Source organism: Streptomyces sp. BK340 (assembly GCF_007827595.1).
Classification (GTDB): domain Bacteria; phylum Actinomycetota; class Actinomycetes; order Streptomycetales; family Streptomycetaceae; genus Streptomyces.
Window position 1 is genome coordinate 1 of record NZ_VISR01000005.1, and the last position, 23407, is coordinate 23407.

The following is a 23407-nucleotide window of genomic DNA, read 5'->3' on the forward strand; positions in this document are numbered from 1 at the left end:
CGAGGAGACGACCAGCTGCTTGATGTTGAGGATCAGGTCGGTGACGTCCTCCTTGACGCCCGGCACGGTGGTGAACTCGTGCAGGACACCGTCGACCCGGATGCTGGTGACAGCAGCACCGGGGATCGACGACAGGAGGGTGCGGCGGAGGGAGTTGCCGAGGGTGTAGCCGAAGCCCGGCTCCAGCGGCTCGATCACGAACCGGGAGCGGAATTCGTCGACGACCTCTTCGGTCAACGAGGGACGCTGAGCAATCAGCACGAGGTATTGCCTCCAGTCTCTGGCGCCCGCTATCTGACGCCGTGGTCCCCGAAGGGTACGGGGGGTACGGCATCCTACGAAGCCGAACCGCCCGGCCTCGCCCGTCTGCAGCCCACCAAGACGGTTCGTAGGCGCATACTGGGGGCAATGACAAAGCCTGCTGCACCGAAGCGTCATCTGCCCACCAGCCCCTTCAAGGCCCCGGTCGAGCCGACTCCCAAGCACTTCGCCGTCGGCGACCAGGTCACCCATGACGTGTACGGCCTCGGCCGGGTGATCGGCGTCGAGGACGGAATCGCGGCACTCGTGGATTTCGGCTCCGCGCAGATGCGGATCTTGAGCCCGTACGCCAAGATGACCAAGTTGTAGGACCGCCGTGCCCGGTCACGGCACGCCAGGCCCCTTCCGGGACCTGAAACGAAAGCGAGACCTCTCATCGAACCGACGTCACTGTTCTCCGCGCTGGAGGGGCAGCCCCGCTCTGCCGCTCCCGTGTCGCCGCCTCCGGCGACAAACCCCTTCCAGGCCCCGGACTTCGGGGAGGACGAGGCTTTCCTGCCCGAGGACGTACAGGAGCCCGTCCGGGGCGCTCGTGCGGCGTGACCTGGGGCCGGCTCCCCGCGTCGGCGGTGAGCCGGGGCGCTCAGGCGCGGATCACTCGCCGATCTCGGTCTTGTAGCCGGCGGCGTCGAGGAGGCTGTCGAACTCCGACTTGTCGGACGGCTTGAGCCTGAAGATCCAGTTGTCGTAGGGCTCCTCGTTGAGGAGCTCAGGGCTGTCGGCCAGCTCCTCGTTGACCGCGATCACCTCGCCGCCGACCGGTGTGTAGACGTCCGTGGCGGCCTTCACCGACTCCAGGACACCGGCCGGCTCGTGCGCCTCGAAGACCTTGCCGACGCTGACCAGTTCCACGAACACCACGTCGCCGAGTGCTTTCTGGGCGTGATCGGTGATGCCCACCGTGATCGTGCCGTCCGATTCCCTGCGCGCCCACTCGTGCGTATCGGCGTACCGAAGCTCAGCCGGAATGTACGACATACGTGCTCCCCTGAAGCCGTAGGTGATCAACACGGCCATCCATGCCCGGGACCGGAGGGTGCGGGACGTCGTTTCCCCCGCATGGCCCACAAAGCCGGCACGCGGCCCGGCTGGGGCTCAGCCGGCCGTGCGGCCCGGGGCGGGCTGCATGTCGGCCGTCATCGGCGGTACGCGGTCGCCGCGACGGCGGGCAGGACGGCCAGGGCCAGGACACCGCCGGTGAGGGCCAGGGCTGGGTAGCCGGCCGCGGTCGCGATGACGCCGGAGCTGATGCCGCCGGTGGCACCGGCGATCGCTATGGAGACGTCCACCATGCCCTGGGTCCTGGCGCGGGTGGCGAGCGGAACCGTGTCGGTGATGATCGCCGTGCCCGACACCAGGCCGAAGTTCCAGCCGAGTCCCAGCAGGGCCAGGGCGAGCGCCAGCAGCGCGACGGAGTCGGCGGGGGCCAGGGCGGCGAGGACGCCGGCGGCCAGGAGGGTGAGACCGGAGGCGGCGGCGATCTTCATGCGGCCGTAGCGGTCCACCAGGCGCCCCGTGAGCGGTGACGGCAGGTACATGGCGCCGATGTGGATGGCGATGACGAGACCCGAGGCGGCGGTGCCATGGCCGTGGTCGTGCATGTGGACGGGCGTCATCGTCATGATCGCCACCATGACGAGCTGGGTGAGCACCATGACGAGTGCGCCCAGGACCACACCGCCGCGGCCCTCCTGCACGGAGGCCGCGGGCGCCTTCGCCCGGTCGGCCTGCTCGGTGGCGGCGAGGGCACGGGCCGTGAGCAGTGGGTCGGGACGCAGGCTGGTGGCCAGGACCACGGCCGCGAGAGCGTAGGCCGCTCCGGACAGCAGGAAGGGGCCGGCCAGGTTCGGAATGCCCAGGGTCTCGGCGAAGTCGCCGGTGGGTGCGGCGAGGTTGGGGCCGGCCACGCCGCCGAGGGTGGTGGCGACCAGGACCGTGGAGACGGCGCGGGCGCGGTGGGCGGGGTCGGCCAGGTCGGCTCCGGCGTAGCGGGCCTGGAGGTTGGTGGCGGTGCCGGCGCCGTAGACGAACAGGGCGAGGAACAGCAGCACGGGGCTGTCGAGTACGGCGGCCGTGATGACGCCGGCGCTGCCGACGGCTCCGGTGAGGTAGCCGATGGCCAGGCCGGGGCGGCGGCCGCGGGCCTGGGAGATACGGCCCACGGCGACGGCGGTGAGCGCGGATCCGGCGGTGAACAGGGCGCTGGGCAGTCCGGCGAGGCTGGTGGTGCCGAGCATGTCCTGGGCGAGCAGGGCGCCTACGGTGACACCGGCGGCGAGACCGGCACCGCTGAGGATCTGGGAGGCGACCAGGACGCGCAGGATGCGGCGTTGTGCCCGGGCGGCGTCGGGTATGCCGGGCAGGGAGGCAGCGGCGGCGGGCTCGGCTCGGGTCATGTCTCTCTTCCGGTGGCGGTGGGTGGCGTCAGGGAACCGTGGTGGCGCTGCACTCCAGGTGGACCGGCACCGCGGCTGTCACGCCAAGTCCCCGGCGTCGACAGGCAGTTCGGCCAGGCGCCACTCCAGCATCCCGTCGTCGAGGCGGATCGCGCGGCGCCCGCGGTCGGTCAGGAGCCGTACCGCGTCATGGGCGAGCACGCAGTACTCGCCGCGGCAGTACACGACGATCTCCGTCTCCTCGGGCAACTCGCTGATCCGGTCGGCCAGTTCGTCGACCGGGATGGAGTGGGCGCCGGGGATGTGCCCGGCCCGGTACTCCTCCACCGGCCGTACGTCCAGCACCACCACGTCGCCCGCCGCCACACGGGCGCGCAGCTCCTCGCGGCTGACCTGTGCCGCGGTGTCCTCGCCGAGGTAGGCGTCGCGGGCCGCGGGGACGGCGGCCTGGTGGGCTTCGGCGACCTTGCGCAGCAGCGCGAACAGCTGGGCCACGTCGTCGCCGGCGAGCCGGTAGTGGATGCGCACGCCTTCGCGGCGGGTGGCGACGAAACCGGCCAGCTTGAGCGTCTGGAGATGCGCCGAGGCCGTCGTCAGGTTGAGCCCCGCCGCCTTGGCCAGGGCGTCGACGGTGCGCTCGCCCTGGGCGAGCAGATCGAGCAGTTCCAGTCGCTTTCCGCTGGCCAGCGCCTTGCCGCTGGCTGCGAACGCGTCGTACAGCTGAGCCTTCGTACCGGCCGTCGTCTTTCCCATACCAGCATCCTCCACAAATCCATGGAATAGCGTATGGGAAGCCGGGAGCCATGGCCACACACGTGACAGGTCTGCGGGAGAACTGACGCTGTTCCTCGGCCTCGGCGCCTACGGCCGCCGGCGGACACCCCGCCGAGGACCGGCCGAAGTCTCCGTCAGCCGCTGGACCCCGGCCGTGAGCGCCGCCGTCACCGTCGGCGGCGGCACGTCCGGGGCTCCGGGGGTTTTCCGGGTGCCCTGGGTCCGGGCGCTCAGGGGGAGTTCGACCTGGACCCCGCCGGACGGGGTCAGGTTCACCGGGTTGCGGGGGCCGAGGCCGCGCAGGCCGGGCGGGATGTGGTCCAGGTCGGTGACGGACTCGAAGGCCGGGGCGAGGAGGGTGAGGCTGTGGGCCAGGGTGTCGGCCGCCGCACGGTTGGCGCCGCCCAGGAAGATCGCCCGGGGGGTCTCGGGTCTCAGGTGGCCGTGCAGGGAGACCGTCAAGGTCACGTGGGACAGGAAGTGCTGCAGGGCCGCGCAGGTGGGGACGGACATGCGGTGCGAGGGGATGTGGACCGGGTCGCCTGCGGGCTGGGTGAAGACCAGGCAGCTGGCGCCCGTGCGGGCAGCGACCTCGTGGGCCAGTTCCGCCGTGCCGCCCTCCCTGCTGCCGTGCAGGGCCAGCAGGCCGATGTCCGACCGGAGGGTCAGTGCGGCGGCGAACTCCACGCCCTCGATCAGCACGCGCTCGGTCGCCACCGCTAGCGCACCACCCGCACGGCCTTCGACACCGTCACCTGGTCCACCTCCGACACCCGCACCGTCACCTTCATCGTCCACGTTCCCGGGATCGGCAGGTTGAAGGCGTCGGCGGCCCAGTAGCCGCCCCGGTCGGTGACCTTGGTGTCCAGAGGGCCGATCCGCTGGGCCGGGAGGGTGAAGGTGATGCGCAGTTCGGGGACCGCGGAGAGGCCGCCGTCGGGGCCGTAGACCACCGCCTGGACGGAGTTCGTGCCGACCCGCCCGGGGTCCAGGGTGATCTGCACCTTGCCGTGGCCGCCGGGGGTGCCGACGTCGAAGGGGACCGTGGTGACCGAGGCCGCCCGGATGCCGTCCGGCGCCGGTGCCGACTCCGCCGCCTCGGCCGCCGCCCGGCCCGGCAGCGTGTTCGTCAGGAGGGTCGTCAGGACGAGGACCAGGGTGCCCACGGCCATCTCGGTCAGCACCCAGCGGCGGAGGCTGTGGGGGTGCGGGGCGGGGGCCGGTGCGGGGGCCGGTGCGGGGTCCGGCCCCGGGGGGAGCGGGGGGCCGCCGGCCGGCTGTGGGACTCGGGCCTGTTCCCGTGCCGCGGGCCGGGCCGCCAGGCGGGTCGTCCAGCGGCGGGAGCGGGACGCGGCCGCGAGCAGGAGGGCGACCGCCGCCAGCTTGGCCAGCAGGAGGCGGCCGTACGTCGTGTCGGTGAGCGCCTGCCAGGAGCCGAGGCCCCGCCAGGACTGGTAGACGCCGGTCGCCACCAGCACCGTCACCGAGGCGAAGGCCAGGCGGGAGAAGCGGGTGACGGCCTGGACCAGCGGGGCGGCCGGTTCCGGTGAGGCGCGGCGCAGCGTCAGCGCCAGGGCCGTCAGGCCGCCCAGCCAGGCAGCCATCGCCAGCAGGTGGAGGGTGGCGGAGGTGATCGCCGGCGGGACCTGGAGGCCCGCCGAGGCGTGTTCCGAGGCCGCCCAGGTCAGGGCGAGGGCGACGGAGAGGGCCGCGGCGGTCGCGAGGGCGGCCCGGCGGGGGATCCGGCGGCGCCATCTGCGCAGGGCCAGTGCGCAGGCTCCGGCCAGGAGCAGCAGGGCCAGACGGGTGAGGAGGAGTTCGCCGGGCCGGGTCGAGGCCGTACGGGTGAGGGAGGAGAGGGCGAACGCCGTCGTCGGGGCGGTGCCCTCCTCGTACGGGGTTCTCAGGAGGAAGAGGACCATGGTCGAGGCGAACAGGGCGCCCCAGGCGGCCGCCACCGGTGTGCGCAGGTGGGCGGGCCTCGGCGGGCGGCAGTACGCCACGAACGCCGCCGGACCCAGCAGGAGCGCCACGGCGAGGTAGGCGATGTAGCGCGCGATGTTGTAGAGGCTGGTCGTCGCCGGGTTCTCCGCACGGTCCGCGAGCACGCTCGTCGCCGTCGCCGTGCGTTTGCCGACCGAGAAGGTGAGCGCGCCGGACACCGGGTGGCTGTCGGCCGACACCACCCGCCAGGCCACCGTGTAGGTGCCGGTGCCCAGCCCGGCGGGCAGGGAGACCCGGACGGTGTCGGAGCGGCCGGCCGCGTGGTCCGCCTCGCTGGTGCGGACGCGATGGTTCTCGGGGTCGTAGACGCGCAGGGAGTCGGTCAGCAGGCCGACCGACTCCGTGAAGGCCAGGGTGACCTCGCGCGGCGCCGACTTGAGGACGCTCCCGTCGGCGGGGTCCGTCCCGCGCAGGGCCGCGTGCGCCGAGGCGGGCGCGGTCGTGCCGAGGAGGAGCAGGAGCAGGCCCGCGCCGAGGACGGTCAGCCGTCGCAGCCACCGGTGTTCGTCGCGCACCTCACCCCTCCGCCCCACTGCCCCTCCGTACAGATACGGAAGGATCGGCCGCCGCGCTCACCAGGTCGGCCGCACCGGCACCCCCGCCGTCCACCACCAGATCATGGCTCGTGATCCAGGAGCGGGGGCGGGGCGGGGAACACGCAGCCTCTCATGCCCTGAGGGCGATGGGGGGGGGAGGGCGACCGGCTCGTCAGGCGCGGTCACCCGGGAACGCTGCCTCCCGCTCCAGAAAGGCCAGTTGGGCACGCTTCTCGGGCAGGTACACGTCCGGGATGTCGACCTCCGGGAGGACCACCTCGGGGCCTCGCTCGAATCCCTGGCGTTCGAAGCGGGCGATCGCCCTGGTGTTGCGCACGTCCGGGTCGACCACGACCCGGCGGTGGTCCAGCTCCAGCAGGACGTACGACGTCATCGCGGTCAGCAGGGCCGCGCTCCAGCCGGGGCGCGGGCCGTCCGCGGCGGCGGGCGCGAGGAGGAGGTGGACGCCGATGTCGCCCGGGCGGACCTCGTAGCACTCACCGACCCGGTCGGCCTCGGGCTCGTAGGTCTGGAGCAGGGCGGCCGGTTCGCCGTCCTTGGAGACGAGGAGGGCGTGGTGGGTGTCGAGGCCGGCCATGTGGGCGTAGATCTCGGCCACCTGGTCCCGGGTGAGGCCGGTCATGCCCCAGAACGCGGCGCGCTCGTCGCTCACCCAGGCGTGGACCACCTCCGCGTCGGCCGCCGGGTCGAGGGGGCGGATGCGGACGGTGCCGTAGCCGTCGATCACCTGTTCATGGACGTGCGGGTCAGACATCGGTCTCCTTCTCCAGGCGGTCCCAGTCGGTGACGACGGGAGCGAGCTCTCCCCCGAGCCACAGGGGGAGTTGGTCACGGTGGTGCGGTGAGCCGGGGACGCCGGACGCGCCGAAGGGCACCACCCACCGGCTGTCCTCGCGGCGGGCCAGGTCCCAGACGTAACGGGCCGCCGGGCCCCGGGCGGCCAGGTCGGTCAGGCCGGCCACGGCGGAGGTGCACAGCACGCAGTCGTGGTCGCCGGACAGGCCCGGTTCGTCGTACGGCTGCTCGTCGGGCAGCGCCCGCCAGGGCGCGAGGCGGTGGGTGGCGCCCCACGGGCCCGCCGGAGTTCCGGCGGCGGCCTCCTCGACGGCGGCGCGTACGGCGGCGCGCCGGTCGACGCCGTACAACTCCTCGGCGCTCAGCAGGTGTTCCAGGGCGAAGGCGATGCGCGGAAGGAGGGCGAGCCAGGGGAGGAGGACCTCCGGGTAGGCGGGCACCTCGGTCAGCGCGGCGAACGCCGGGTGTGCGGCGAGGTGCCGTACGACCGCGCCGCGCACCGCCGCGTACGCCGCCGCGTCGGCGCTGTCCGCGTCCATGCGGCGGTTCCAGGCCAGGAGGCGGTCCCTGAGCCGGGCGGCCCCGGGGGTGAGGTCGTCGAGGCCGGCCAGGTGGTCCAGGAGGGGTGTGGCGGAGGCGAGGTGGGTGTCCGTGTGGATCGCGTGCAGGTCGGCGGCGGACCAGGCGGGGCGCTCGTCGAGGAGGGTGCGGATGCGGGTGGCGCGGTGCGGTGGCGCGAACTCGGTGCCGAGATGGGTGGCCGGGCCGCGCTGGTTGGCCATCACCGCGATGCCGTCGGTGAGTCCGGCCCGGGGCATCTCGTGCCATCCGTGCCACTCGTGGCCGGGCTGCCAGGCGGGAACCAGGCGGGTGCGGTTGGCCTCCGAGCGGAGGGGGACGCGGCCCGCGACCCGGTGCAGGGTGGCGCCCTCGGTGTCGGCTGCCTGTACGACGTTGACGGGCTCGGCCCAGGTGTCGAAGGCCGCGTCGATGTCGGTGACGCGGCGGGCCCGGAGGAGGGGGAGGAGGCTGCTGAAGCCGAGGTCTTCCGTGACACGGGGTGGATAGCGCAGGGCCAGGGCCGTCTCGGCGGCCGCCTCCGGCTGCGGCTGTGGATCCGCCTCGGCCTCGCCTCCGGCGACGACCCGGTTCCCGCCCGCGCCACCCGTGCAGCTCTCGTCGTCGGGTGCGGGCGGCCCCTGCTGGGCGTCTGCCCCGTCGGCGGCTCGCGGCCCGTCGTTCGCGGGCTCCGCCTCGGCTTCGCCGTCGTCGGACCGTCGTGGTTCCGTGGTTCCCAGGCCCTCCGGGCCTCCGGCTATCACCGGGCCCCGGTCCGTCTCGATGATCTCGATCTCCAGGGGGTGCTCCCCCGCGATCTCCACGGTCTCCGTGTGGCGTCGGGCGCGGTGCCAGGTGCCGTCGGGGCCGAGGGCTTCGACGCCCGCGCCCGTGCGGCGGAGGCGTTCGCGGTAGACGTCCTGGTAGTCGGCCATGGCGTTGGTGATGGACCAGGCGACCGTGCCGGTGTGGCCGAAGTGGGCGATGCCAGGGACGCCGGGGACGGCCAGGCCGACGACGTCGAACTCGGGGCAGGAGAGACGGATCTGCTGGTAGACGCCGGGGGCCTCGATGAAGCGGTGCGGGTCGCCGGCGAGAAGCGGCAGGCCCGTGAGGGTGCGCTCGCCCGAGAGGAGCCAGCCGTTGCTGCCCGCCGTGCCGGGGCCGTCGGTGGCGAACAGGCCGACCGCTTCCGGGCCGAGGTGCCGTATCGCCTCCTCGCGCCACAGCTTGGCCGGGAAGCCCGCGAAGAGGATGTGCGTGCCGAGCCAGATGCCCAGCGGGTTCCACGGCTGCCAGGGGGTGGGGGTGAGGCCCGTCCGGGTGAACTCGGGTGCGCGGCGGGCCCCTTCGGCCAGGCCCTCGTTGACGCCGTCCACGTACGCCCGGACCCAGTCCGCCGTCTCCGGGTCCCGGCTCTCCAGCGCGGTGAAACAGCGTCTCGCGGTGTCGTCGAGGCGGGCGCGGCGGGCGAAGACGTCCCAGGAGAGGGCGGCCGCGCCGAGGAAGGCTGCCGACGTGCCCTGGGAGCGGTGCCGTTCGACCTCCAACTGCCAGGCGCGGTCCAGGGCGGTGACACGGCCCTGGGCGTGGGCGAGGGCACGGACGCCGGAAGCGCGTAGGTGGGGGATGCCCCAGGCGTCGCGGTAGGTCTCGGTGGTCACCCTGGACACCTCTTCGCTTTAGGTTAGCCTTGCCTAAGTTTTCGTCAGGAATCGTACGCGAGGGGTGGAGACGCGATGGGGCAGGGGCGGGGCTGGGAGGGAGCGGTCCTACGACTGCTGCGCGCCAGGGACTTCGTGTGCACGGTCACCGAGGCCGAGGACGTCACCCCGCGCTACCGGCGGCTGCGGCTGACCGACGGCGGGCTGCTCGCCGTGACCGGCGTCCACCCCACGATGTGGGTACGCCTGTGGTTCTCCGACGCCGGCCGCCCGCACCAGCGGGCCTACACCCTGGTCGACCCGGACCCCGCGACCGGCACCTTCGGCCTGGAGTTCGCCCTGCATGACGGACGCGCCGCCGACTGGGCGCGGGCCGCGCGGCCCGGGGACACCATCGAGGCGACCGTCCAGGGCACCGGGTTCCAGCGTCCCGACCCCGCGCCCTCGCACATCGTCGCCATCGGGGACCCGGCCTCGCTGCCCGCGATCAACTCCCTGCTGGATGCCCTGCCTTCCGCCCCGGCGACGATCTGGTTCGAGGGCACCCTGGACGGCCTCCCCTGCCACGCCGACCCGGCCCGCCACGAGATCCGCGAGGTGCCCCGCCGCGACGCGGGCGCCCGGCTCACCGACCGGGTCCGCGCCGAGCTGCCCGTCGTGCTCGACGGCACCCCCGACCCGTACGTCTGGATCGCCTGCGACACGGCCACCACCCGCACGCTGGCCGCGTACGTGCGCAGGGAACTGGGCCTGCCGAGGACCCGGGTGCACGCCCAGGGGTACTGGCGCGCGTCCTGACACGCGAGGCGCGATCATCGACCCATGGACGTCACTCTGCACCTCGCCCAGGACCCCGAGGCCGACGCGCTGCTCGGGCGCAGCCCGCTCGCCGCGCTGACCGGCATGCTGCTCGACCAGCAGGTTCCGATGGAGTGGGCGTTCAAGGGGCCGGCGACCATCGCGCGGCGGATGGGCGCCGAGGACCTCGACGCGCACGAGATCGCCGTCATGGACCCGGAGGCGTTCGCCGCACTGCTCTCCGAGAAGCCCGCCGTGCATCGCTACCCGGGCTCGATGGCCAAGCGGGTCCAGCAGCTGTGCCAGTACCTCGTCGAGCACTACGACGGAGACGCCGAGCTGGTCTGGAAGGGCGTCACGGACGGGAAGGAGCTGCTGAAGCGGCTCCAGGACCTGCCCGGGTTCGGCAAGCAGAAGGCACAGATCTTCCTCGCTCTGCTCGGCAAGCAGCTGGGCGTCGCACCGACGGGGTGGCGGGAGGCCGCCGGGGCCTACGGCGAGGCGAAGTCCTTCCGGTCCGTCGCCGACATCACCGGGCCCGAGTCGCTGGCCAAGGTGCGCTACCACAAGCAGGAGATGAAGGCGGCGGCCAGGGCCGCGAAGGCCGCCGGGAAGTAGGGCCCGGCCGGGTGGCGGCGGCCCGCGCGGGCGGCGGCGGCTCAGCCACCTGGCCCACCCGGGTGGCCGGACGAGCCCGGGCGGTCCAAGCATGGAGCATGACCGAGGCACCCAGCGGTGACCCCTCCTGGGGTCGCGAGTACGACGACCGCAACATCCACGCGGGAGGGACCCCACAGGCGCACCACGAGCCCGAGCCACCCTTCGAGGGCCCCCTGCACGCCCTGTCCCGGGCCGCCTGGCAGGTCGTCCTGCTCACCGGCGTCGCCTCGCTGGTCCTCGGCGTCCTGGTGCTGGTCTGGCCGGGCCCCTCCCTCGTCGCCGTGGGTGTCCTGTTCGGCGTCTACCTCCTCGTCAGCGGCGTCTTCCAGCTGGTCTCCGCCTTCGGCACCCACAAGACGACCTCGCTGCGCGTGCTCGCCTTCATCAGCGGCGCCCTGTCGATCGTGCTGGGCCTGTTCTGCTTCCGCGGGCCCATGCAGTCGATCCTGCTGCTCGCCCTGTGGATCGGCATCAGCTGGGTGATCCGCGGGATCACCCAGACCCTGGCCGCCATCTCCGACAAGCGCATGCCGGCGCGGGGTTGGCAGATCTTCCTCGGGATCGTCACGTTCGCCGCCGGGATCGTGCTGATCGACTCGCCGTTCAGGTCGGTCGCCGTGCTGACCCTGGTCGGCGGGTGGTGGCTGGTGGTCGTCGGCGTCGTGGAGATCGTCACCGGGTTCCGCGTCCGCGGCCGCGCCCGGCAGGTTCCGCGCACGGTCTGATCCCCGTGGTACGACACGGTGCGACCTCTCCGGTGGGCCGAGCGGGCGAATCTCGCGGGCCGCGCGATGCGGTACGGCTGCCGGGCGGGCATGCAACCGCCGTGAGCAGGACCCCGAGCCCCACCCGGAGCCGTACCTGGCTGCGGGTGCTCGTGCTGCTCCTCGCCCTGTGGGTGCCCGGCGCCCATCTGCAGGCCCAGGCGGCGCCCGCCCCGGCCGCGTCCGCCGAGAGCGCCGAACACGACGTCCTGGACACGCTGCTACGGCCGCCCGCACGCGCCCTCCACCAGACCGACGCGCCCGAGCGCACCGCACCCGTGCCCGACCCGCCGGCGCCGGTCCGTCCGGCGCTGCGTCCGTGCCCCGCCGTACCCCGGCCGCCGTACGCCGTGCCGCTGCTCCGGACGGTGGTCCTGCGCTGCTGACCGTGCCCTGCCCCCAGGACAGTCAGCCCGACGCAAGGAACCGACCATGCCCACAGACCCGTACGCGGTCCTGCGCGCCCTGCTGCGCGCGGAGGCCAGACGCAGCGCACCGGCCGAGCCGGAGCGGAAGAGCCCGCAACCGCGGCAGCCGGCGGCCAAGGAGGACGGCCGCTGAGTCCCCGGCGGAGGCGGACCACCGCCTCCGCCGAACCACCGCGTGCGCCGGGCCACCACCTGTGCCAGGTCACCGCCTGCGCGGGATCACCGCCCGCGCCGGGTCACCGCCTGCGCCGGGCCGTGCCGAAGAGGGAGCGGGTGATCTCGCGGCCGATCCGGGTGCCGACCGAGCGGGCCAGGGACTTGACCATGCTGCTGCCGACGACCTGCTCGACGAGGGACGGCTCCTCCTCGGGAGCCTGCGCCGCCTTCCCGGCCCTCTCGGCCTTCCCGGCCCCCTCAGCCGCCTCGGCCCGAGGAGCCCGCGGCCGCTCGGCGCTCAGCTTCTCGTACGCCGACTCGCGATCCACAGCCTGTGCATAACGCCCGTGGACGCGGACTCCCGCACCGCACGGTCCAGCTCGGCCCCGTCGACCGGGCCCATCAGGGACTCCGGCGCGCGCAGCCGGGTGGCGGCGACCGGGGTGGGTGCGCCCGTCTCGCCGAGCGCGGTCACCACGGCCTCGCCCGTGCCCAGTCCGGTGAGGAGTTCCTGAGGAGGGCGCCGAGGTCGAGCGGGGGACCGGAGAAGGCGTACCCCGCCGCGATCTGCCGGGCCTCGGCGGGGAGTGTTTCGCTGTCACTCATCTCCGGCCCCTGTTCCCGATAGATGCCGCTATGATCCGTTTCGCCACGGCTTTTCCAGCGGCGCACTCCGCCGCCTTGGCTGCGCCCGGAACGTCTTGACCGGTAGGCTTTCCGTGTGATCTTCAAGCGCATCGGAAACGGCCGGCCGTACCCCGACCACGGCCGGGAAAGCACCCGGCAGTGGGCGGACGTCGCGCCGCGCCCGGTCCGCCTCGATCAGCTCGTGACGACCAAGGGGCAGCTCGACCTGGAGACCCTGCTGGCCGAGGACTCGACGTTCTACGGCGACCTCTTCGCGCACGTCGTGAAGTGGCAGGGCGATCTGTACCTGGAGGACGGCCTCCACCGCGCGGTCCGCGCCGCCCTCCAGCAGCGCCAGGTACTGCACGCGCGCGTACTCGAACTCGACTGACCGCGGCACGACACGGCGTTGACCCTTTCGGGTTCCGCTGAGCGGCGTCTACTGATCATCTAATAGGCATCGCCGCCCAGGCGCACTACGCTGCGCTCATGAGCATGCTGACTCCCCCCGGCATGGGCGGCCAGTACCGGATCACGGGGGACAAATACCCTCGGATGCGCCCTCCGCGGCGACGCGGCAGGCTCGTGTTCGCCGTAGTGGCGTCCGTCGCCGCGCTCGGCCTGATCGGCTGGGGCACGCTGCAGCTCATCGACGTCTTCACCGGCGGCGACAAGAAGACCTCGGCGTCCGGCACCAAGTCCCACTGCCGCACGAAGGCGAGCACCACCGCCGCCCGGGTGAAGGTGCCGCCCAAGCCCGGTGAGATCACCGTGAACGTCTACAACGCCACCGCGCACACCGGGCTCGCCAAGGACACCGCGGACGAGCTGAAGAAGCGCGGCTTCAAGATCGGTGACGTGGGCAACGCGTCCAAGGAGTTCGACAAGAAGATCAAGGGCGCCGGGGTGCTCCTCGGCCCCGCCTCCGCGCTGAACACCTCGCTGCCGGTGCTCGCCACCCAACTGCCCGCCGCCGAGCACCGCACCGACGCGGCTCGCAAGGGCGCCGATCTCGACCTGATCATCGGTGACGGCTTCAAGACCCTCACCCAGCGGACGGCCGCCGACCGGGCCCTGGCCGAACTGGCCAACCCGGAGCCGGCGGCCGCGACGAAGAAGAGCTGCTGAGGAACGAAGAGCCGCTGAGGAACGCCCGGAAAGGGCGCGGGGCCGTGTTCGACACGCGGCCCCGCCGCGCGTGACTACTCGGCCGCGCCGTAGAGCCGGTCCCCCGCGTCCCCGAGCCCGGGCACGATGTACCCGTGCTCGTTGAGGTGGTCGTCGACAGCCGCCGTGACGACCGTCACCGGCGTCCCCGCCAGCTCGCGCTCCATGACCGCGACGCCCTCGGGCGCGGCGAGCAGGACCACCGCGGTCACGTCGTCCGCACCGCGCTTGATCAGCTCCTGGATGGCGGCGACCAGCGTGCCGCCGGTGGCCAGCATCGGGTCCAGCACGTACACCTGGCGGCCCGAGAGGTCCTCGGGCATGCGCGAGGCGTACGTGGAGGCCTGCAGCGTCTCCTCGTTGCGGATCATGCCGAGGAAGCCCACCTCGGCGGTCGGCAGCAGCCGGACCATGCCGTCCAGCATGCCGAGACCGGCGCGCAGGATCGGCACGACCAGCGGACGCGGCCGGGCGAGCTTGACGCCGGTGGTCCGTGCGACCGGCGTCTGGATGTCGACCTGTTCGGTGCGCACGTCCCGCGTGGCCTCGTAGGCGAGCAGGGTGACCAGTTCGTCGGCGAGTCGCCGGAAGGTCGCGGAGTCGGTGCGCTGGTCGCGCAGCGTGGTGAGCTTGTGGGCGACCAGGGGGTGGTCGACGACGTGGAGACGCATGTCCCTAACAGTAACCGCGCTCGGTGGCCCCTGGCCCTGGCATCAAACCGCCCGTCCGAGGGAAAGTGGGAGGGACGGACCGGGGGTGGTGTGACTGTGCCAGACCTGCCTGACCGCAAGACCGACGCCGCCGAGGGCGCCGTGGGGCCGCAGCAGCCCGAGACGGACGCCCAGCGCCGGCGCCGCCGCGCCCAGTTCCTGCGCGAACTCGCCGAAGCCCGCGCGCTGCGCGAACGCGTCCAGCCCCGACGCGCCAAGGCCGCCCGACTGCGCCACGCCATGCGTATGCGGACTTTCCGCTGGTAGGCGGAGCCCGGTGAACGTGCGACGTCAAGGTGAGATCCAGGTGAGGAAGATCCTTGCCCGCTCCGGTGTTTGGGCGGTGGGCGTGCGTGGGTGCCGGGAAAAGCCGCGTACGATCCGCAGGTGGCGGCAACGAGTGCGCTGGTGAGTCCTTTTCCCCCGGGATGCGGACACACGATCAAAACAGCCAGACACAGGGAGCCGAAGACGTCCCCTGAACGCCTTGTTTCTGCCACGATTCCGAGTGGGTGGGGCTCGGAGCACAGCTCTCTCCGCCCAGAACCTCCGCCGGGGGGACCCCCAACCGGCACGCCTAAGACCAGTGGGAGAGTCACGGTGTACTTCGCCGCACTGCTCGCGCGCACCGAAGACGGGTGGGAAGCGAGCGACACAGAGCTCGACGATGTGGAGACCCTGTCGGATCTGGCCGACCTGGCCCGGGAAGCCACTGCCGACGAGGACACGGTGTTCGTCCTGATCGAACAGGAGGACTCCTGGTTCGGTCTCGTCCGCGTGGACGGCGAGGAGGACCCTCGCATCTTCGTCTCCGACGCGGCCGCCGCCGCCCGCAGCGCCTACGGTGAGCTGCTGCTCACCGACGAGCTGCTCGGCCGGGAGCCCGGCGCCGACGACGGCCCCGACCTGGACTCCCTGGACCTCGACGGCACCGAGGACGGCGAGTCCGAGGACGAGAACGAGGACGACGACGAGACCGCAGCCGGCGGGGTGCCGCACGGCCCGGTGGGCGACGGCAGCATCCTCGACGACCTGGGCGTCAGCGAGAAGGAACTGCGCGGCCTGGACCCGAACGAGGCGCTGGCCGAGATCGCCGAGGCCCTGGGCGCCTCGGAGGTGCTGGAGACCGTCCGCTGAGCGCTTCGCACACGGAAGGCGCACCGGACCCGGTACGCGACCGCTGGCGGGCCGCCATGCGGCTCGCCCTGGACGAGGCCGAGCTGGCCGTCCGGGGCGGGGACGTCCCCGTCGGAGCCGTCGTGCTGTCCCCGGACGGTACGACGGTGCTCGGGGCCGGGCACAACGAGCGCGAGGCCACCGGCGACCCCACGGCCCACGCGGAGGTCCTCGCCATCCGGCGGGCCGCAGCCAGGCTCGGGGAGTGGCGGCTGACCGGCTGCACGCTGGTGGTCACCCTGGAGCCCTGCACGATGTGCGCGGGCGCGCTCGTGCAGTCCCGGGTGGACCGGGTGGTCTACGGCGCCCGCGACGACAAGGCGGGAGCGGCCGGCTCCCTCTGGGACGTCGTACGCGACCGGCGGCTCAACCACCGGCCCGAGGTGATCGAGGGCGTCCTGGCCGAGGACTGCGCCCGGATGCTCACGGAGTTTTTCCGGGGCCGCTGAATACCGATTTCAAACCATGCCCCACCTTGCTGTAGGGTCTCCCTCGGTAGCGTGTCCGAGCGGCCGAAGGAGCTCGCCTCGAAAGCGAGTGTGGCGCAAGTCACCGAGGGTTCAAATCCCTCCGCTACCGCTGTAGAAGGGCCCCGTCGCGAGACGGGGCCCTTCGTGCATGACCGGACCGGGATCCGGCAAAGAACCCCGGCGGGCGGGCCGTTGGCCCCCGCGGGGGGCGTGAAGGTTACACTCGCGGCCGGCAACAGGGGTCCCACGGGGCACACAGGCACAGGGGAGGCCGCGGTGACGGTGAACGCCAAGAAGATCGCCGTGTACGTGCTCGTGGTCTTCGCGCTGTACGTGATCATCACGGATCCGGCGAAGGCGGCCGACTACGTCCAGATAGCCTTCGAGGGCATATCGGACGCGGCCAAGGCCATAGGCGACTTCATGACCTGGATCGCCGACGGAGCAAAGAACTGAGCGGAAAGCCGAGAGAGCTGAGGTACGCCCCATGATCCGCCACCTGGTCCTCTTCAAGCTCAACGAGGGCGTCGAGCGCGACGATCCGCAGGTCGTCGAGGGTGTCGCCGCCTTCCGGGCGCTCGGCGGCCAGATCGAGGAGCTGCGCTTCTGGGAGTGCGCCTGGAACATCAGCGACCGGCCGATCGCCTACGACTTCGCGATCAACTCGGCGGTCGAGGACACGGACGCCCTGAAGCGCTACCTGGAGCACCCGGCCCATCAGGCGGGTGTCGCACTGTGGCGGGAGTTCGCCACGTGGGTGATCGCCGACTACGAGTTCTGAGCCCCTCGCTCCGGGAGCCCTCCGCCGGGAACGGCGGGGGGCTTTCGTGCGTCTCGTGACCCAACTTGGCGCTGTCTGGCCACAACACGGTGTTATCCGGTGCTTGCACACAGTGCACATGTCTTGTGATGCTATGACCGCTTTTGACGGATGATTGACCGATGAAGAGGTGGCGTTGACCGTGTCGGCCAGTACTGCGCCGCCCCAGGACGAGGCGCCCGCCCCAGCCCCCGCCGCCGCTCCCCCCGGCCCCGCCACGGCCCCTCCCGCCCCCGAGAAGCGGCGCGGCGCCGACACCCGCGCCCTGACCCAGGTGCTCTTCGGCGAGCTGAAGGACCTCAGGCCGGGCACCCCGGAGCACAACCGCGTGCGCGGGGCGCTCATCGAGGCCAACCTCCCGCTCGTGCGCTATGCGGCCGCCCGCTTCCGCTCGCGCAACGAGCCGATGGAGGACGTCATCCAGGTCGGCACCATCGGCCTGATCAACGCCATCGACCGCTTCGATCCCGACCGGGGCGTCCAGTTCCCGACCTTCGCGATGCCGACCGTCGTCGGCGAGATCAAGCGGTACTTCCGGGACAACGTCCGCACGGTCCACGTACCGCGCCGGCTGCACGAACTGTGGGTGCAGGTCAACAGCGCCACCGAGGACCTCACCACGGCCTTCGGGCGCCAGCCGTCGACCGCCGAGATCGCCGAGCGCCTGCGGATCAGCGAGGACGAGGTGCTCTCCTGCATCGAGGCCGGGCGGTCGTACCACGCGACCTCCCTGGAGGCCGCACAGGAGGGTGACGGGCTGCCGGGCCTGCTGGACCGCATCGGCTACGAGGACCCGGCCCTGGACGGTGTGGAACACCGCGACCTGGTCCGCCATCTCCTCGTCCAACTCCCCGAACGCGAACAGAGAATCCTTCTTCTGCGCTACTACAGCAATCTCACCCAGTCTCAGATCAGCGCGGAACTCGGTGTGTCCCAGATGCATGTCTCTCGACTACTCGCGCGTAGCTTCCAGCGGCTGCGTTCCGCGAATCGGATCGAGGCATAACCGGCGCACGGGAGCACAGCTCGGAACACACCAGCTCGCACCCGTTCGCAAGCAGGATCGATCGGTAACCGGCGAGAGCTAATCGCTCACCAGGGCGGTTCCCGACAGTTGTGCGCCGAAAAACCGTCAGACCCCTTCTTTCCAGGGCCGATTCACATCTCCCATGTCGACATGTCACTACAGCGTGTTGCCGACATGTGACATTCTGCGGGAAGCGCGTTTGCCGGACCTCCGGCTCCGGTATTCAGGTGAAGGCTGCGTTGCTCGAAAGGCATCGCCGCCGCGACCGTCCCGCGACCCAAAGGGGGTGGCATGTCCGCAGACCAGGGCAGCTCGAAGGTGCTCACGCCCACGAGCGAGGCAGCGCCCAAGCAGCTCGACGCCATCGACGTGCTCGACGACGTCACGTCACTCGAGACCGTGCCGGCCCCGCCCGCCCAGGCTCCCGAGACCGCCCAGGCCGCCCCGGCCACGGCGGACATCGACACCCGCACCCTGTCCCGCTCCCTGTTCCTGCGGCTCGCCGCACTCGACGAGAACAGCCCCGAGCGCGCCTACGTCCGGGACACCCTGATCGAGCTGAACCTCCCGCTCGTGCGCTACGCGGCGGCCCGCTTCCGCTCGCGCAACGAGCCGATGGAGGACATCGTCCAGGTCGGCACCATCGGCCTGATCAAGGCGATCGACCGCTTCGACTGCGAACGGGGCGTGGAGTTCCCGACGTTCGCGATGCCGACGGTCGTGGGCGAGATCAAGCGCTTCTTCCGCGACACCTCGTGGTCGGTGCGCGTCCCGCGCCGGCTCCAGGAGCTGCGGCTGGCCCTCACCAAGGCCAGTGACGAGCTGTCCCAGAAACTGGACCGCTCCCCGACGGTGACCGAACTGGCCGCGGTCCTCGGCGTCTCCGAGGAGGACGTGGTCGACGGCCTCGCGGTCGGCAACGCCTACACCGCCTCCTCGCTCGACTCCCCGGCCCCCGAGGACGACGGCGGCGAGGGCTCCCTGGCCGACCGCCTCGGCTACGAGGACACCGCGCTGGAGGGTGTGGAGTACCGCGAGTCCCTCAAGCCCCTGCTGGCCAAGCTCCCGCCCCGGGAGCGCCGGATCATCATGCTGCGCTTCTTCGCCAACATGACCCAGTCCCAGATCGGCGAGGAGGTCGGCATCTCCCAGATGCACGTCTCCCGCCTGCTGACCCGGACCCTGGCCCAGCTGCGCGAGGGGCTCATCTCCGACTGAGGCTTCCCATCTGACGGAGCGTCAGTCACCATGGCCGGATGCTTCGCACCCGGACGCTTCGCGCGACGACATGGACACAGGGCCGCCGAGGCGCCGTCACGGCAGCGTCGGCGGCCGTCGTGTGCCTGGGTGTGACCCTGGCCGCGTGCGGAGGCGGGGGCCGGGACGGATACGTGGCGGTGGGCGGCGTACCGAGCCCGGCAGGTTCGCCGGGGGCGCCGACGGGAGCGGTGCGGATGGTCCCGCTGGACGGGTCGGCCGCACCCTCCGACTCACCGTCGGGCGCGGCTTCTTCGGATCCGCACCCCGACGCGACCGGGCCGGGCACCCCGTCGGCCGACGAGAGCACCGCACCCGGCCCCGCAGGCGCCTCGCCCGGCACCACCGGCAAGGGCACGACCGCTCCCTCTCCGGAGCAGCCGTCGTCCCCCGCCCCGGCGCCCAGCCGCACCGGGCCTCCCGCACCCGCCGACCTCGACTGGGGCGCCCCCTCGCGGGGGGACACGGACAGACGCTGGTGCGAGAAGGTGACCGTCGGCTTTCACAACTCCGGCGGGACAGCGGTGCGTTCGGGCACGGTGACGTTCGGCACACACATCATCGGTGCGCTCGGCATCGACTGGGGGACGGTCGACTCGACCGTGGACCTCCCGGCACCGATCGGACCGAGGGCGCGCACGAACCACACCTGGACGGTGTGCGTCGACGCCTGGCGCGTCCCGCTGGGCATGCACATCGAGACGCGGGACGTGTCCGTCCGGTGGAGCGAGTGACCCCGGGCCGGGGTCGCGCCCTTACTTGAGCGCCAGCCAGGCCACCGCCGCGACGACCGCCACGGCGACGACGACGCCGATGATCAGGCCGATGCGCGGGCCGGAGGAGGCCGCCTCCTGCTGCCGGGCCCCCTGCGGAGCCTCGTCGACGAACGCGCGGAACATCTGGGTGCTGCCGGCGGGGTCGTAGTTGCCCTGGGGGCCCTGGGTGTTAGCCATGGCCCGAGACACTAGCGAATCCAGGTGGCCTACCCAAGTGCGGGGCCACCGGGACAGAGGGGGGCAGGCCCCCCGCCCTCACCTGCACATTTACGATTGCAATACTTGCCTTTGCCAAGTTTTTGCGCCAGCCCACCCCGATTTGTTTGCCTGCAGCAACCAACAGATCTATGGTTGCCCCAAGCAACGAATGCGGGAGGTGTGATGGCCGAGCAGGCGCAGTTCGAAGAGCTGGCGCGTCAGCTCAGTGCCGTCGGAGCCGTGAAACGGGACATGGGGCGGATCCTGCCGCACGAGTGTCCGGCCGGCTCGGCCGCCGTGCTGACCCTGCTCGGTCGCCACGGCGACATGCGCATGAGCAAGCTCGCCGAGCTGCTCGCCGTGGACATGTCGGTCACCAGCCGGCATGTCGCGCACGTCGCCGCGCGCGGCTGGATCGAGCGGTCACCGGACCCCGCGGACAAGCGCTCGCGCATCCTGCGCCTGACGCCCACGGGCCTGGAGCAGCTCGACGAGCTGTCCCGGCGGACCACCCATCTGCTCGCCGACCGGCTGAGCGACTGGACCGACGAGGAGGTCGGCCAGCTCATCCGGCTGATGACGCGCCTGCGCGCCAGCTTCGGCGACTGCCGGTCCGCCCCGCCTCGGCTGCCCGCACCCGTAGTCGAAGAGACCACCCGTACACCCGCTCACACGTAAGAAAAGGAAGCCCATGGCAACGACCACACCAGCCGGTGTGCGGGCTCACGCCAAGCACGGGGGAGGCGCGCAAGGCGTCTCCGGGCACGCCCCGATGTCCCACCGGCAGATCATGGAGGCGCTCTCCGGGCTGCTGCTCGGCATGTTCGCCGCCATCCTGTCGTCCACCATCGTCTCCAACGCCCTGCCCGAGATCATCCAGGACCTCGGCGGCGGACAGAGCGCCTACACCTGGGTCGTCACGGCCGCGCTGCTGGCGATGACCGCCTCCACCCCGCTCTGGGGCAAGCTCGCCGACCTGGTCAGCAAGAAGGCGCTCGTCCAGATAGCCCTGGTCATCTACATAGCGGGCTCGGTCGTCGCCGGTCTGGCGCAGAACCCGGGCATGCTGATCGGCGCCCGGGTCATCCAGGGCCTCGGCGCCGGCGGTCTGACCGCGCTGGCCCAGATCATCATGGCCGCGATGATCTCCCCGCGTGAGCGCGGCCGGTACTCCGGCTACCTCGGCGCGACCTTCGCCGTCGCCACCGTCGGCGGCCCGCTCGTCGGCGGTGTCATCACCGACACCGACTGGCTCGGCTGGCGCTACTGCCTGTTCGTCGGTATCCCCTTCGCGCTGATCGCGCTGTTCGTGCTGCAGAAGACGCTGCACCTGCCGGAGACCAGGCGCAAGGTCAAGGTCGACTGGGCCGGCGCCTTCTTCATCACCGCCGCCGTCAGCCTGCTGCTGGTCTGGGTCACCTTCGCCGACGACAAGTACGACTGGCTGTCCTGGCAGACCTACACGATGGTCGGCGGCGCGCTGCTGCTCGCCCTGATCTTCCTCTTCGTCGAGACGAAGGCCAGCGAGCCGATCATCCCGCTGCGCCTCTTCAAGAACCGCACCATCGCGCTGGCCTCGGTCGCCTCCCTCTTCGTCGGCATCGCGATGTTCGCCGGCACGGTGTTCTTCAGCCAGTACTTCCAGCTGGCGCGCGACAAGTCCCCGACGATGTCCGGTGTCATGACGATCCCGATGATCGCCGGTCTGTTCGTCTCCTCCACCGTCTCCGGCCAGGTCATCACCAAGACCGGCAAGTGGAAGGCCTGGCTGGTCACCGGCGGTGTGCTGCTGACCGCCGGTCTGGGTCTGCTCGGCACCATGCGGTACGACACCGACTACTGGAAGATCGCGATCTTCATGGCGGTCATGGGCCTCGGCATCGGCATGATGATGCAGAACCTGGTCCTGTCCACCCAGAACCAGGTCGCCCCGCACGAACTCGGCGCCGCCAGCTCCGTCGTCACCTTCTTCCGCTCCCTCGGCGGCGCGGTGGGCGTCTCGGCGCTCGGCTCCGTGATGTCGACCCGGATCACCCACTACGCCAAGGACACCATCGGCCAGCTGACCCCCAAGGAGCAGCTGGCGGCCGCCAAGGCCAGCGGCTCCGGTCAGCTGCCGGACATGGACCTGCTGCCCGCGCACATCCGCGCCTGGCTGGAGGGCGCCTACGGGCACGGCATCGCCGACATCTTCCTGTACATCGCGCCGATCGCCTTCCTCGCCTTCCTGGTCACCCTGTTCATCAAGGAGGTCCCGCTGCGCACGACCGGCGCCCTGGCCCAGGCCGCGGAGGCCGGCAGGGCCGAGGCTCCGGCCGCCGCCACCGTCGCGCAGACCGCCCCCGCCGAGGAGAACGTGCCCAGCTGGGCCGCCCCGGTCGTGAGCACGCAGGACGGTACGGAGGCCGCCCCCACCGATCAGTTCACCGCCGTCGCCACCCTGCCCGCCCCCGACGAGCGCGCCTCCGGCGGCACCCCGGTCCACGGCTTCGTCCGCGGCGCCGAGAGCGCCCCGGTCCCGCAGGCCGCGGTCACCCTGATCTCCCTCGGCGGCCGCCAGCTGGGCCGCGCGGTCGCCCACGCCGACGGCTCCTACGGGCTGAGCGCACCGGGCACGGGGTCGTACGTGCTCATCGCCTCCGCCGACGGCTACCAGCCGCAGGCCTCCACGATCGTGGTGGGCGAGGACCCGCTGTCGTACGACATCCTGCTCAGCGGCACCAGCGGGCTGAGCGGTGTGGTCCGGGCGTCCGGGAGCGCGCTGCCGGTCAAGGACGCGATGGTGATCGTCACCGATGTGCGCGGGGACCTGCTGGCCACCGCGGCCAGCGGTGAGCAGGGCGAGTTCGCCTTCACCGAGCTGGTGCCGGGTGTGGTGACCGTCGCGGTGAACGCGGCCGGATTCCGTCCGCGCGCCCTGCCGGTCGAGATCGGTGCCACCGGCGTCACCCGGATCGAGCTGAACCTGGACGCCGGCGCCCAGCTGCAGGGTGTCGTCCGGGCCCCGCACGGCCCGCTGGCCGACGCCCGCGTGACCCTCGTGGACGCGGCGGGCAACGTGATCGGCACCGCCACCACCGGGACGGACGGCGCGTACGCCTTCGCCGACCTGGACAACGGCGAGTACACCGTCATCGCGACGGGCTACCCGCTGGCGGCCACCGCCCTGACCGTCTCCGGCACCGGAGTCGACGGCCACGACATCGAACTCGCTCACCCCGGCGAGTAGTCCGGCCCCGGCCCGTGGTGCGCGCACCGCCATGCGCGCGCCACGGGCCGGTTTCATTCGACCATTTTGTAAGCC

The 23407-nt window shown here is 72.0% G+C and carries 28 protein-coding genes, 1 tRNA gene and 2 pseudogenes; 19 read left to right on the top strand and 12 right to left on the bottom strand.

What is annotated here, in order from left to right:
• Positions 1-261: pseudogene (locus tag FB157_RS11780) on the bottom strand (DNA-directed RNA polymerase subunit alpha); the annotation flags it as partial.
• Between the two features lie 147 nt (positions 262-408).
• Here FB157_RS11780 and FB157_RS11785 point away from each other — a divergent pair.
• A complete protein-coding gene (locus FB157_RS11785; RefSeq protein ID WP_145878721.1) occupies positions 409-630 on the top strand; it encodes a hypothetical protein in 222 nt (73 codons plus the stop codon).
• Positions 631-915: 285 nt separating this feature from the next.
• On the opposite strand, the gene gcvH is transcribed toward FB157_RS11785, so the two are convergent.
• The 7 genes from gcvH to FB157_RS11820 all read right to left on the bottom strand — a co-directional run bounded on the left by gcvH (position 916) and on the right by FB157_RS11820 (position 9069).
• Positions 916-1299: a glycine cleavage system protein GcvH gene (gene gcvH, locus FB157_RS11790; protein ID WP_145878723.1), complete on the bottom strand. Its 384-nt coding sequence runs from the start codon at positions 1297-1299 to the stop codon at positions 916-918.
• 158 nt (positions 1300-1457) lie between these two features.
• A complete protein-coding gene (locus FB157_RS11795; protein ID WP_145878725.1) occupies positions 1458-2717 on the bottom strand; it encodes an MFS transporter in 1260 nt (419 codons plus the stop codon).
• A 78-nt stretch (positions 2718-2795) separates the two neighbouring features.
• A complete protein-coding gene (locus FB157_RS11800; RefSeq protein WP_145878727.1) occupies positions 2796-3470 on the bottom strand; it encodes a metalloregulator ArsR/SmtB family transcription factor in 675 nt (224 codons plus the stop codon).
• A gap of 108 nt (positions 3471-3578) precedes the next feature.
• Complete coding sequence (locus tag FB157_RS11805) at positions 3579-4208, bottom strand: poly-gamma-glutamate hydrolase family protein (RefSeq protein WP_186581464.1); 630 nt, start codon at positions 4206-4208, stop codon at positions 3579-3581.
• 2 nt (positions 4209-4210) lie between these two features.
• Positions 4211-6010 (bottom strand): copper resistance CopC/CopD family protein, encoded by a 1800-nt coding sequence (locus FB157_RS11810; protein WP_261386273.1) that lies wholly within the window; start codon positions 6008-6010, stop codon positions 4211-4213.
• A gap of 193 nt (positions 6011-6203) precedes the next feature.
• Positions 6204-6806: a GNAT family N-acetyltransferase gene (locus FB157_RS11815; protein WP_145878731.1), complete on the bottom strand. Its 603-nt coding sequence runs from the start codon at positions 6804-6806 to the stop codon at positions 6204-6206.
• Positions 6799-9069, bottom strand: a complete 2271-nt coding sequence (locus FB157_RS11820; protein WP_145878733.1) for a penicillin acylase family protein — start codon at positions 9067-9069, stop codon at positions 6799-6801. The genes FB157_RS11815 and FB157_RS11820 overlap by 8 nt, the downstream gene beginning before the upstream one ends.
• 75 nt (positions 9070-9144) lie before the next feature.
• On the opposite strand from FB157_RS11820, the gene FB157_RS11825 reads away from it, so the two are divergent.
• From FB157_RS11825 to FB157_RS48330, 5 genes are all read left to right on the top strand, one after another.
• Positions 9145-9867 (top strand): siderophore-interacting protein, encoded by a 723-nt coding sequence (locus FB157_RS11825; RefSeq protein WP_145878735.1) that lies wholly within the window; start codon positions 9145-9147, stop codon positions 9865-9867.
• Between the two features lie 24 nt (positions 9868-9891).
• Positions 9892-10485 (top strand): HhH-GPD-type base excision DNA repair protein, encoded by a 594-nt coding sequence (locus tag FB157_RS11830; RefSeq protein WP_145878737.1) that lies wholly within the window; start codon positions 9892-9894, stop codon positions 10483-10485.
• Positions 10486-10583: 98 nt separating this feature from the next.
• Positions 10584-11252 (top strand): HdeD family acid-resistance protein, encoded by a 669-nt coding sequence (locus FB157_RS11835; protein ID WP_145878739.1) that lies wholly within the window; start codon positions 10584-10586, stop codon positions 11250-11252.
• A gap of 101 nt (positions 11253-11353) precedes the next feature.
• Complete coding sequence (locus tag FB157_RS11840; RefSeq protein WP_261386274.1) at positions 11354-11677, top strand: hypothetical protein; 324 nt, start codon at positions 11354-11356, stop codon at positions 11675-11677.
• A gap of 46 nt (positions 11678-11723) precedes the next feature.
• On the top strand, positions 11724-11852 hold the full coding sequence (locus FB157_RS48330) for a hypothetical protein (RefSeq protein WP_261386275.1): 129 nt from the start codon (positions 11724-11726) through the stop codon (positions 11850-11852).
• A gap of 103 nt (positions 11853-11955) precedes the next feature.
• On the opposite strand, the pseudogene FB157_RS11845 reads toward FB157_RS48330, so the two are convergent.
• Both FB157_RS11845 and FB157_RS48335 read right to left on the bottom strand, forming a co-directional pair.
• A pseudogene (locus tag FB157_RS11845) lies at positions 11956-12389 on the bottom strand (helicase HerA-like domain-containing protein); the annotation flags it as partial.
• The gene (locus FB157_RS48335) at positions 12347-12481 is read right to left on the bottom strand and encodes a hypothetical protein (RefSeq protein ID WP_261386276.1); all 135 of its coding nucleotides are present in this window, start codon (positions 12479-12481) and stop codon (positions 12347-12349) included. The pseudogene FB157_RS11845 and the gene FB157_RS48335, both read right to left, overlap by 43 nt.
• Positions 12482-12596: 115 nt before the next feature.
• Here FB157_RS48335 and FB157_RS11850 point away from each other — a divergent pair, with 115 nt between their 5' ends.
• The gene (locus FB157_RS11850; protein ID WP_003999914.1) at positions 12597-12893 is read left to right on the top strand and encodes a type II toxin-antitoxin system VapB family antitoxin; all 297 of its coding nucleotides are present in this window, start codon (positions 12597-12599) and stop codon (positions 12891-12893) included.
• 98 nt (positions 12894-12991) lie between these two features.
• The gene (locus tag FB157_RS11855) at positions 12992-13630 is read left to right on the top strand and encodes a LytR C-terminal domain-containing protein (protein WP_145878741.1); all 639 of its coding nucleotides are present in this window, start codon (positions 12992-12994) and stop codon (positions 13628-13630) included.
• Positions 13631-13704: 74 nt separating this feature from the next.
• On the opposite strand, the gene upp is transcribed toward FB157_RS11855, so the two are convergent.
• Positions 13705-14340, bottom strand: a complete 636-nt coding sequence (upp, locus tag FB157_RS11860) for a uracil phosphoribosyltransferase (protein WP_145878743.1) — start codon at positions 14338-14340, stop codon at positions 13705-13707.
• 105 nt (positions 14341-14445) lie between these two features.
• Here upp and FB157_RS11865 point away from each other — a divergent pair, with 105 nt between their 5' ends.
• The 9 genes from FB157_RS11865 to FB157_RS11905 all read left to right on the top strand — a co-directional run bounded on the left by FB157_RS11865 (position 14446) and on the right by FB157_RS11905 (position 19863).
• The gene (locus FB157_RS11865; protein WP_145879393.1) at positions 14446-14646 is read left to right on the top strand and encodes a hypothetical protein; all 201 of its coding nucleotides are present in this window, start codon (positions 14446-14448) and stop codon (positions 14644-14646) included.
• 333 nt (positions 14647-14979) lie between these two features.
• Complete coding sequence (locus tag FB157_RS11870) at positions 14980-15516, top strand: hypothetical protein (protein ID WP_145878745.1); 537 nt, start codon at positions 14980-14982, stop codon at positions 15514-15516.
• Positions 15517-15572: 56 nt separating this feature from the next.
• Positions 15573-16004 (top strand): tRNA adenosine(34) deaminase TadA, encoded by a 432-nt coding sequence (gene tadA / locus FB157_RS11875; RefSeq protein ID WP_261386277.1) that lies wholly within the window; start codon positions 15573-15575, stop codon positions 16002-16004.
• Between the two features lie 45 nt (positions 16005-16049).
• Positions 16050-16134: transfer RNA gene (locus FB157_RS11880), tRNA-Ser, on the top strand.
• Between the two features lie 167 nt (positions 16135-16301).
• Positions 16302-16481: a hypothetical protein gene (locus FB157_RS11885; RefSeq protein ID WP_145878749.1), complete on the top strand. Its 180-nt coding sequence runs from the start codon at positions 16302-16304 to the stop codon at positions 16479-16481.
• Positions 16482-16512: 31 nt separating this feature from the next.
• Entirely contained in the window at positions 16513-16806 is a 294-nt protein-coding gene (locus tag FB157_RS11890) for a Dabb family protein (RefSeq protein ID WP_145878751.1), read from the top strand.
• Positions 16807-16981: 175 nt separating this feature from the next.
• Positions 16982-17851, top strand: coding sequence for an RNA polymerase sigma factor SigF (locus FB157_RS11895; RefSeq protein WP_145879395.1), 870 nt, complete (start codon positions 16982-16984; stop codon positions 17849-17851).
• A 312-nt stretch (positions 17852-18163) separates the two neighbouring features.
• Positions 18164-19090, top strand: a complete 927-nt coding sequence (locus FB157_RS11900) for an RNA polymerase sigma factor SigF (RefSeq protein ID WP_145878753.1) — start codon at positions 18164-18166, stop codon at positions 19088-19090.
• Positions 19091-19128: 38 nt separating this feature from the next.
• Positions 19129-19863, top strand: coding sequence for a hypothetical protein (locus FB157_RS11905; RefSeq protein WP_145878755.1), 735 nt, complete (start codon positions 19129-19131; stop codon positions 19861-19863).
• A 21-nt stretch (positions 19864-19884) separates the two neighbouring features.
• Here the strand turns inward: FB157_RS11905 and FB157_RS11910 are convergent, their stop codons facing one another.
• Positions 19885-20082, bottom strand: a complete 198-nt coding sequence (locus FB157_RS11910; RefSeq protein ID WP_186581465.1) for a hypothetical protein — start codon at positions 20080-20082, stop codon at positions 19885-19887.
• Between the two features lie 204 nt (positions 20083-20286).
• On the opposite strand from FB157_RS11910, the gene FB157_RS11915 reads away from it, so the two are divergent.
• On the top strand, positions 20287-20781 hold the full coding sequence (locus tag FB157_RS11915; RefSeq protein ID WP_145878758.1) for a MarR family winged helix-turn-helix transcriptional regulator: 495 nt from the start codon (positions 20287-20289) through the stop codon (positions 20779-20781).
• A 13-nt stretch (positions 20782-20794) separates the two neighbouring features.
• Positions 20795-23332 (top strand): MFS transporter, encoded by a 2538-nt coding sequence (locus FB157_RS11920; RefSeq protein WP_145878760.1) that lies wholly within the window; start codon positions 20795-20797, stop codon positions 23330-23332.
• Positions 23333-23407 lie beyond the last annotated feature (75 nt).

Coding starts and splice junctions, on each gene's coding strand:
- FB157_RS11785 (WP_145878721.1), top strand. CDS start 409: ATGACAAAGCCTGCTGCACCGAAGCGTCATCTGCCCACCAGCCCCTTC.
- gcvH (WP_145878723.1), bottom strand. CDS start 1,299: ATGTCGTACATTCCGGCTGAGCTTCGGTACGCCGATACGCACGAGTGG.
- FB157_RS11795 (WP_145878725.1), bottom strand. CDS start 2,717: ATGACCCGAGCCGAGCCCGCCGCCGCTGCCTCCCTGCCCGGCATACCC.
- FB157_RS11800 (WP_145878727.1), bottom strand. CDS start 3,470: ATGGGAAAGACGACGGCCGGTACGAAGGCTCAGCTGTACGACGCGTTC.
- FB157_RS11815 (WP_145878731.1), bottom strand. CDS start 6,806: ATGTCTGACCCGCACGTCCATGAACAGGTGATCGACGGCTACGGCACC.
- FB157_RS11825 (WP_145878735.1), top strand. CDS start 9,145: ATGGGGCAGGGGCGGGGCTGGGAGGGAGCGGTCCTACGACTGCTGCGC.
- FB157_RS11830 (WP_145878737.1), top strand. CDS start 9,892: ATGGACGTCACTCTGCACCTCGCCCAGGACCCCGAGGCCGACGCGCTG.
- FB157_RS11835 (WP_145878739.1), top strand. CDS start 10,584: ATGACCGAGGCACCCAGCGGTGACCCCTCCTGGGGTCGCGAGTACGAC.
- FB157_RS48330 (WP_261386275.1), top strand. CDS start 11,724: ATGCCCACAGACCCGTACGCGGTCCTGCGCGCCCTGCTGCGCGCGGAG.
- FB157_RS48335 (WP_261386276.1), bottom strand. CDS start 12,481: ATGAGTGACAGCGAAACACTCCCCGCCGAGGCCCGGCAGATCGCGGCG.
- FB157_RS11855 (WP_145878741.1), top strand. CDS start 12,992: ATGAGCATGCTGACTCCCCCCGGCATGGGCGGCCAGTACCGGATCACG.
- upp (WP_145878743.1), bottom strand. CDS start 14,340: ATGCGTCTCCACGTCGTCGACCACCCCCTGGTCGCCCACAAGCTCACC.
- tadA (WP_261386277.1), top strand. CDS start 15,573: ATGCGGCTCGCCCTGGACGAGGCCGAGCTGGCCGTCCGGGGCGGGGAC.
- FB157_RS11890 (WP_145878751.1), top strand. CDS start 16,513: ATGATCCGCCACCTGGTCCTCTTCAAGCTCAACGAGGGCGTCGAGCGC.
- FB157_RS11900 (WP_145878753.1), top strand. CDS start 18,164: ATGTCCGCAGACCAGGGCAGCTCGAAGGTGCTCACGCCCACGAGCGAG.
- FB157_RS11905 (WP_145878755.1), top strand. CDS start 19,129: ATGCTTCGCACCCGGACGCTTCGCGCGACGACATGGACACAGGGCCGC.
- FB157_RS11910 (WP_186581465.1), bottom strand. CDS start 20,082: ATGGCTAACACCCAGGGCCCCCAGGGCAACTACGACCCCGCCGGCAGC.
- FB157_RS11915 (WP_145878758.1), top strand. CDS start 20,287: ATGGCCGAGCAGGCGCAGTTCGAAGAGCTGGCGCGTCAGCTCAGTGCC.
- FB157_RS11920 (WP_145878760.1), top strand. CDS start 20,795: ATGGCAACGACCACACCAGCCGGTGTGCGGGCTCACGCCAAGCACGGG.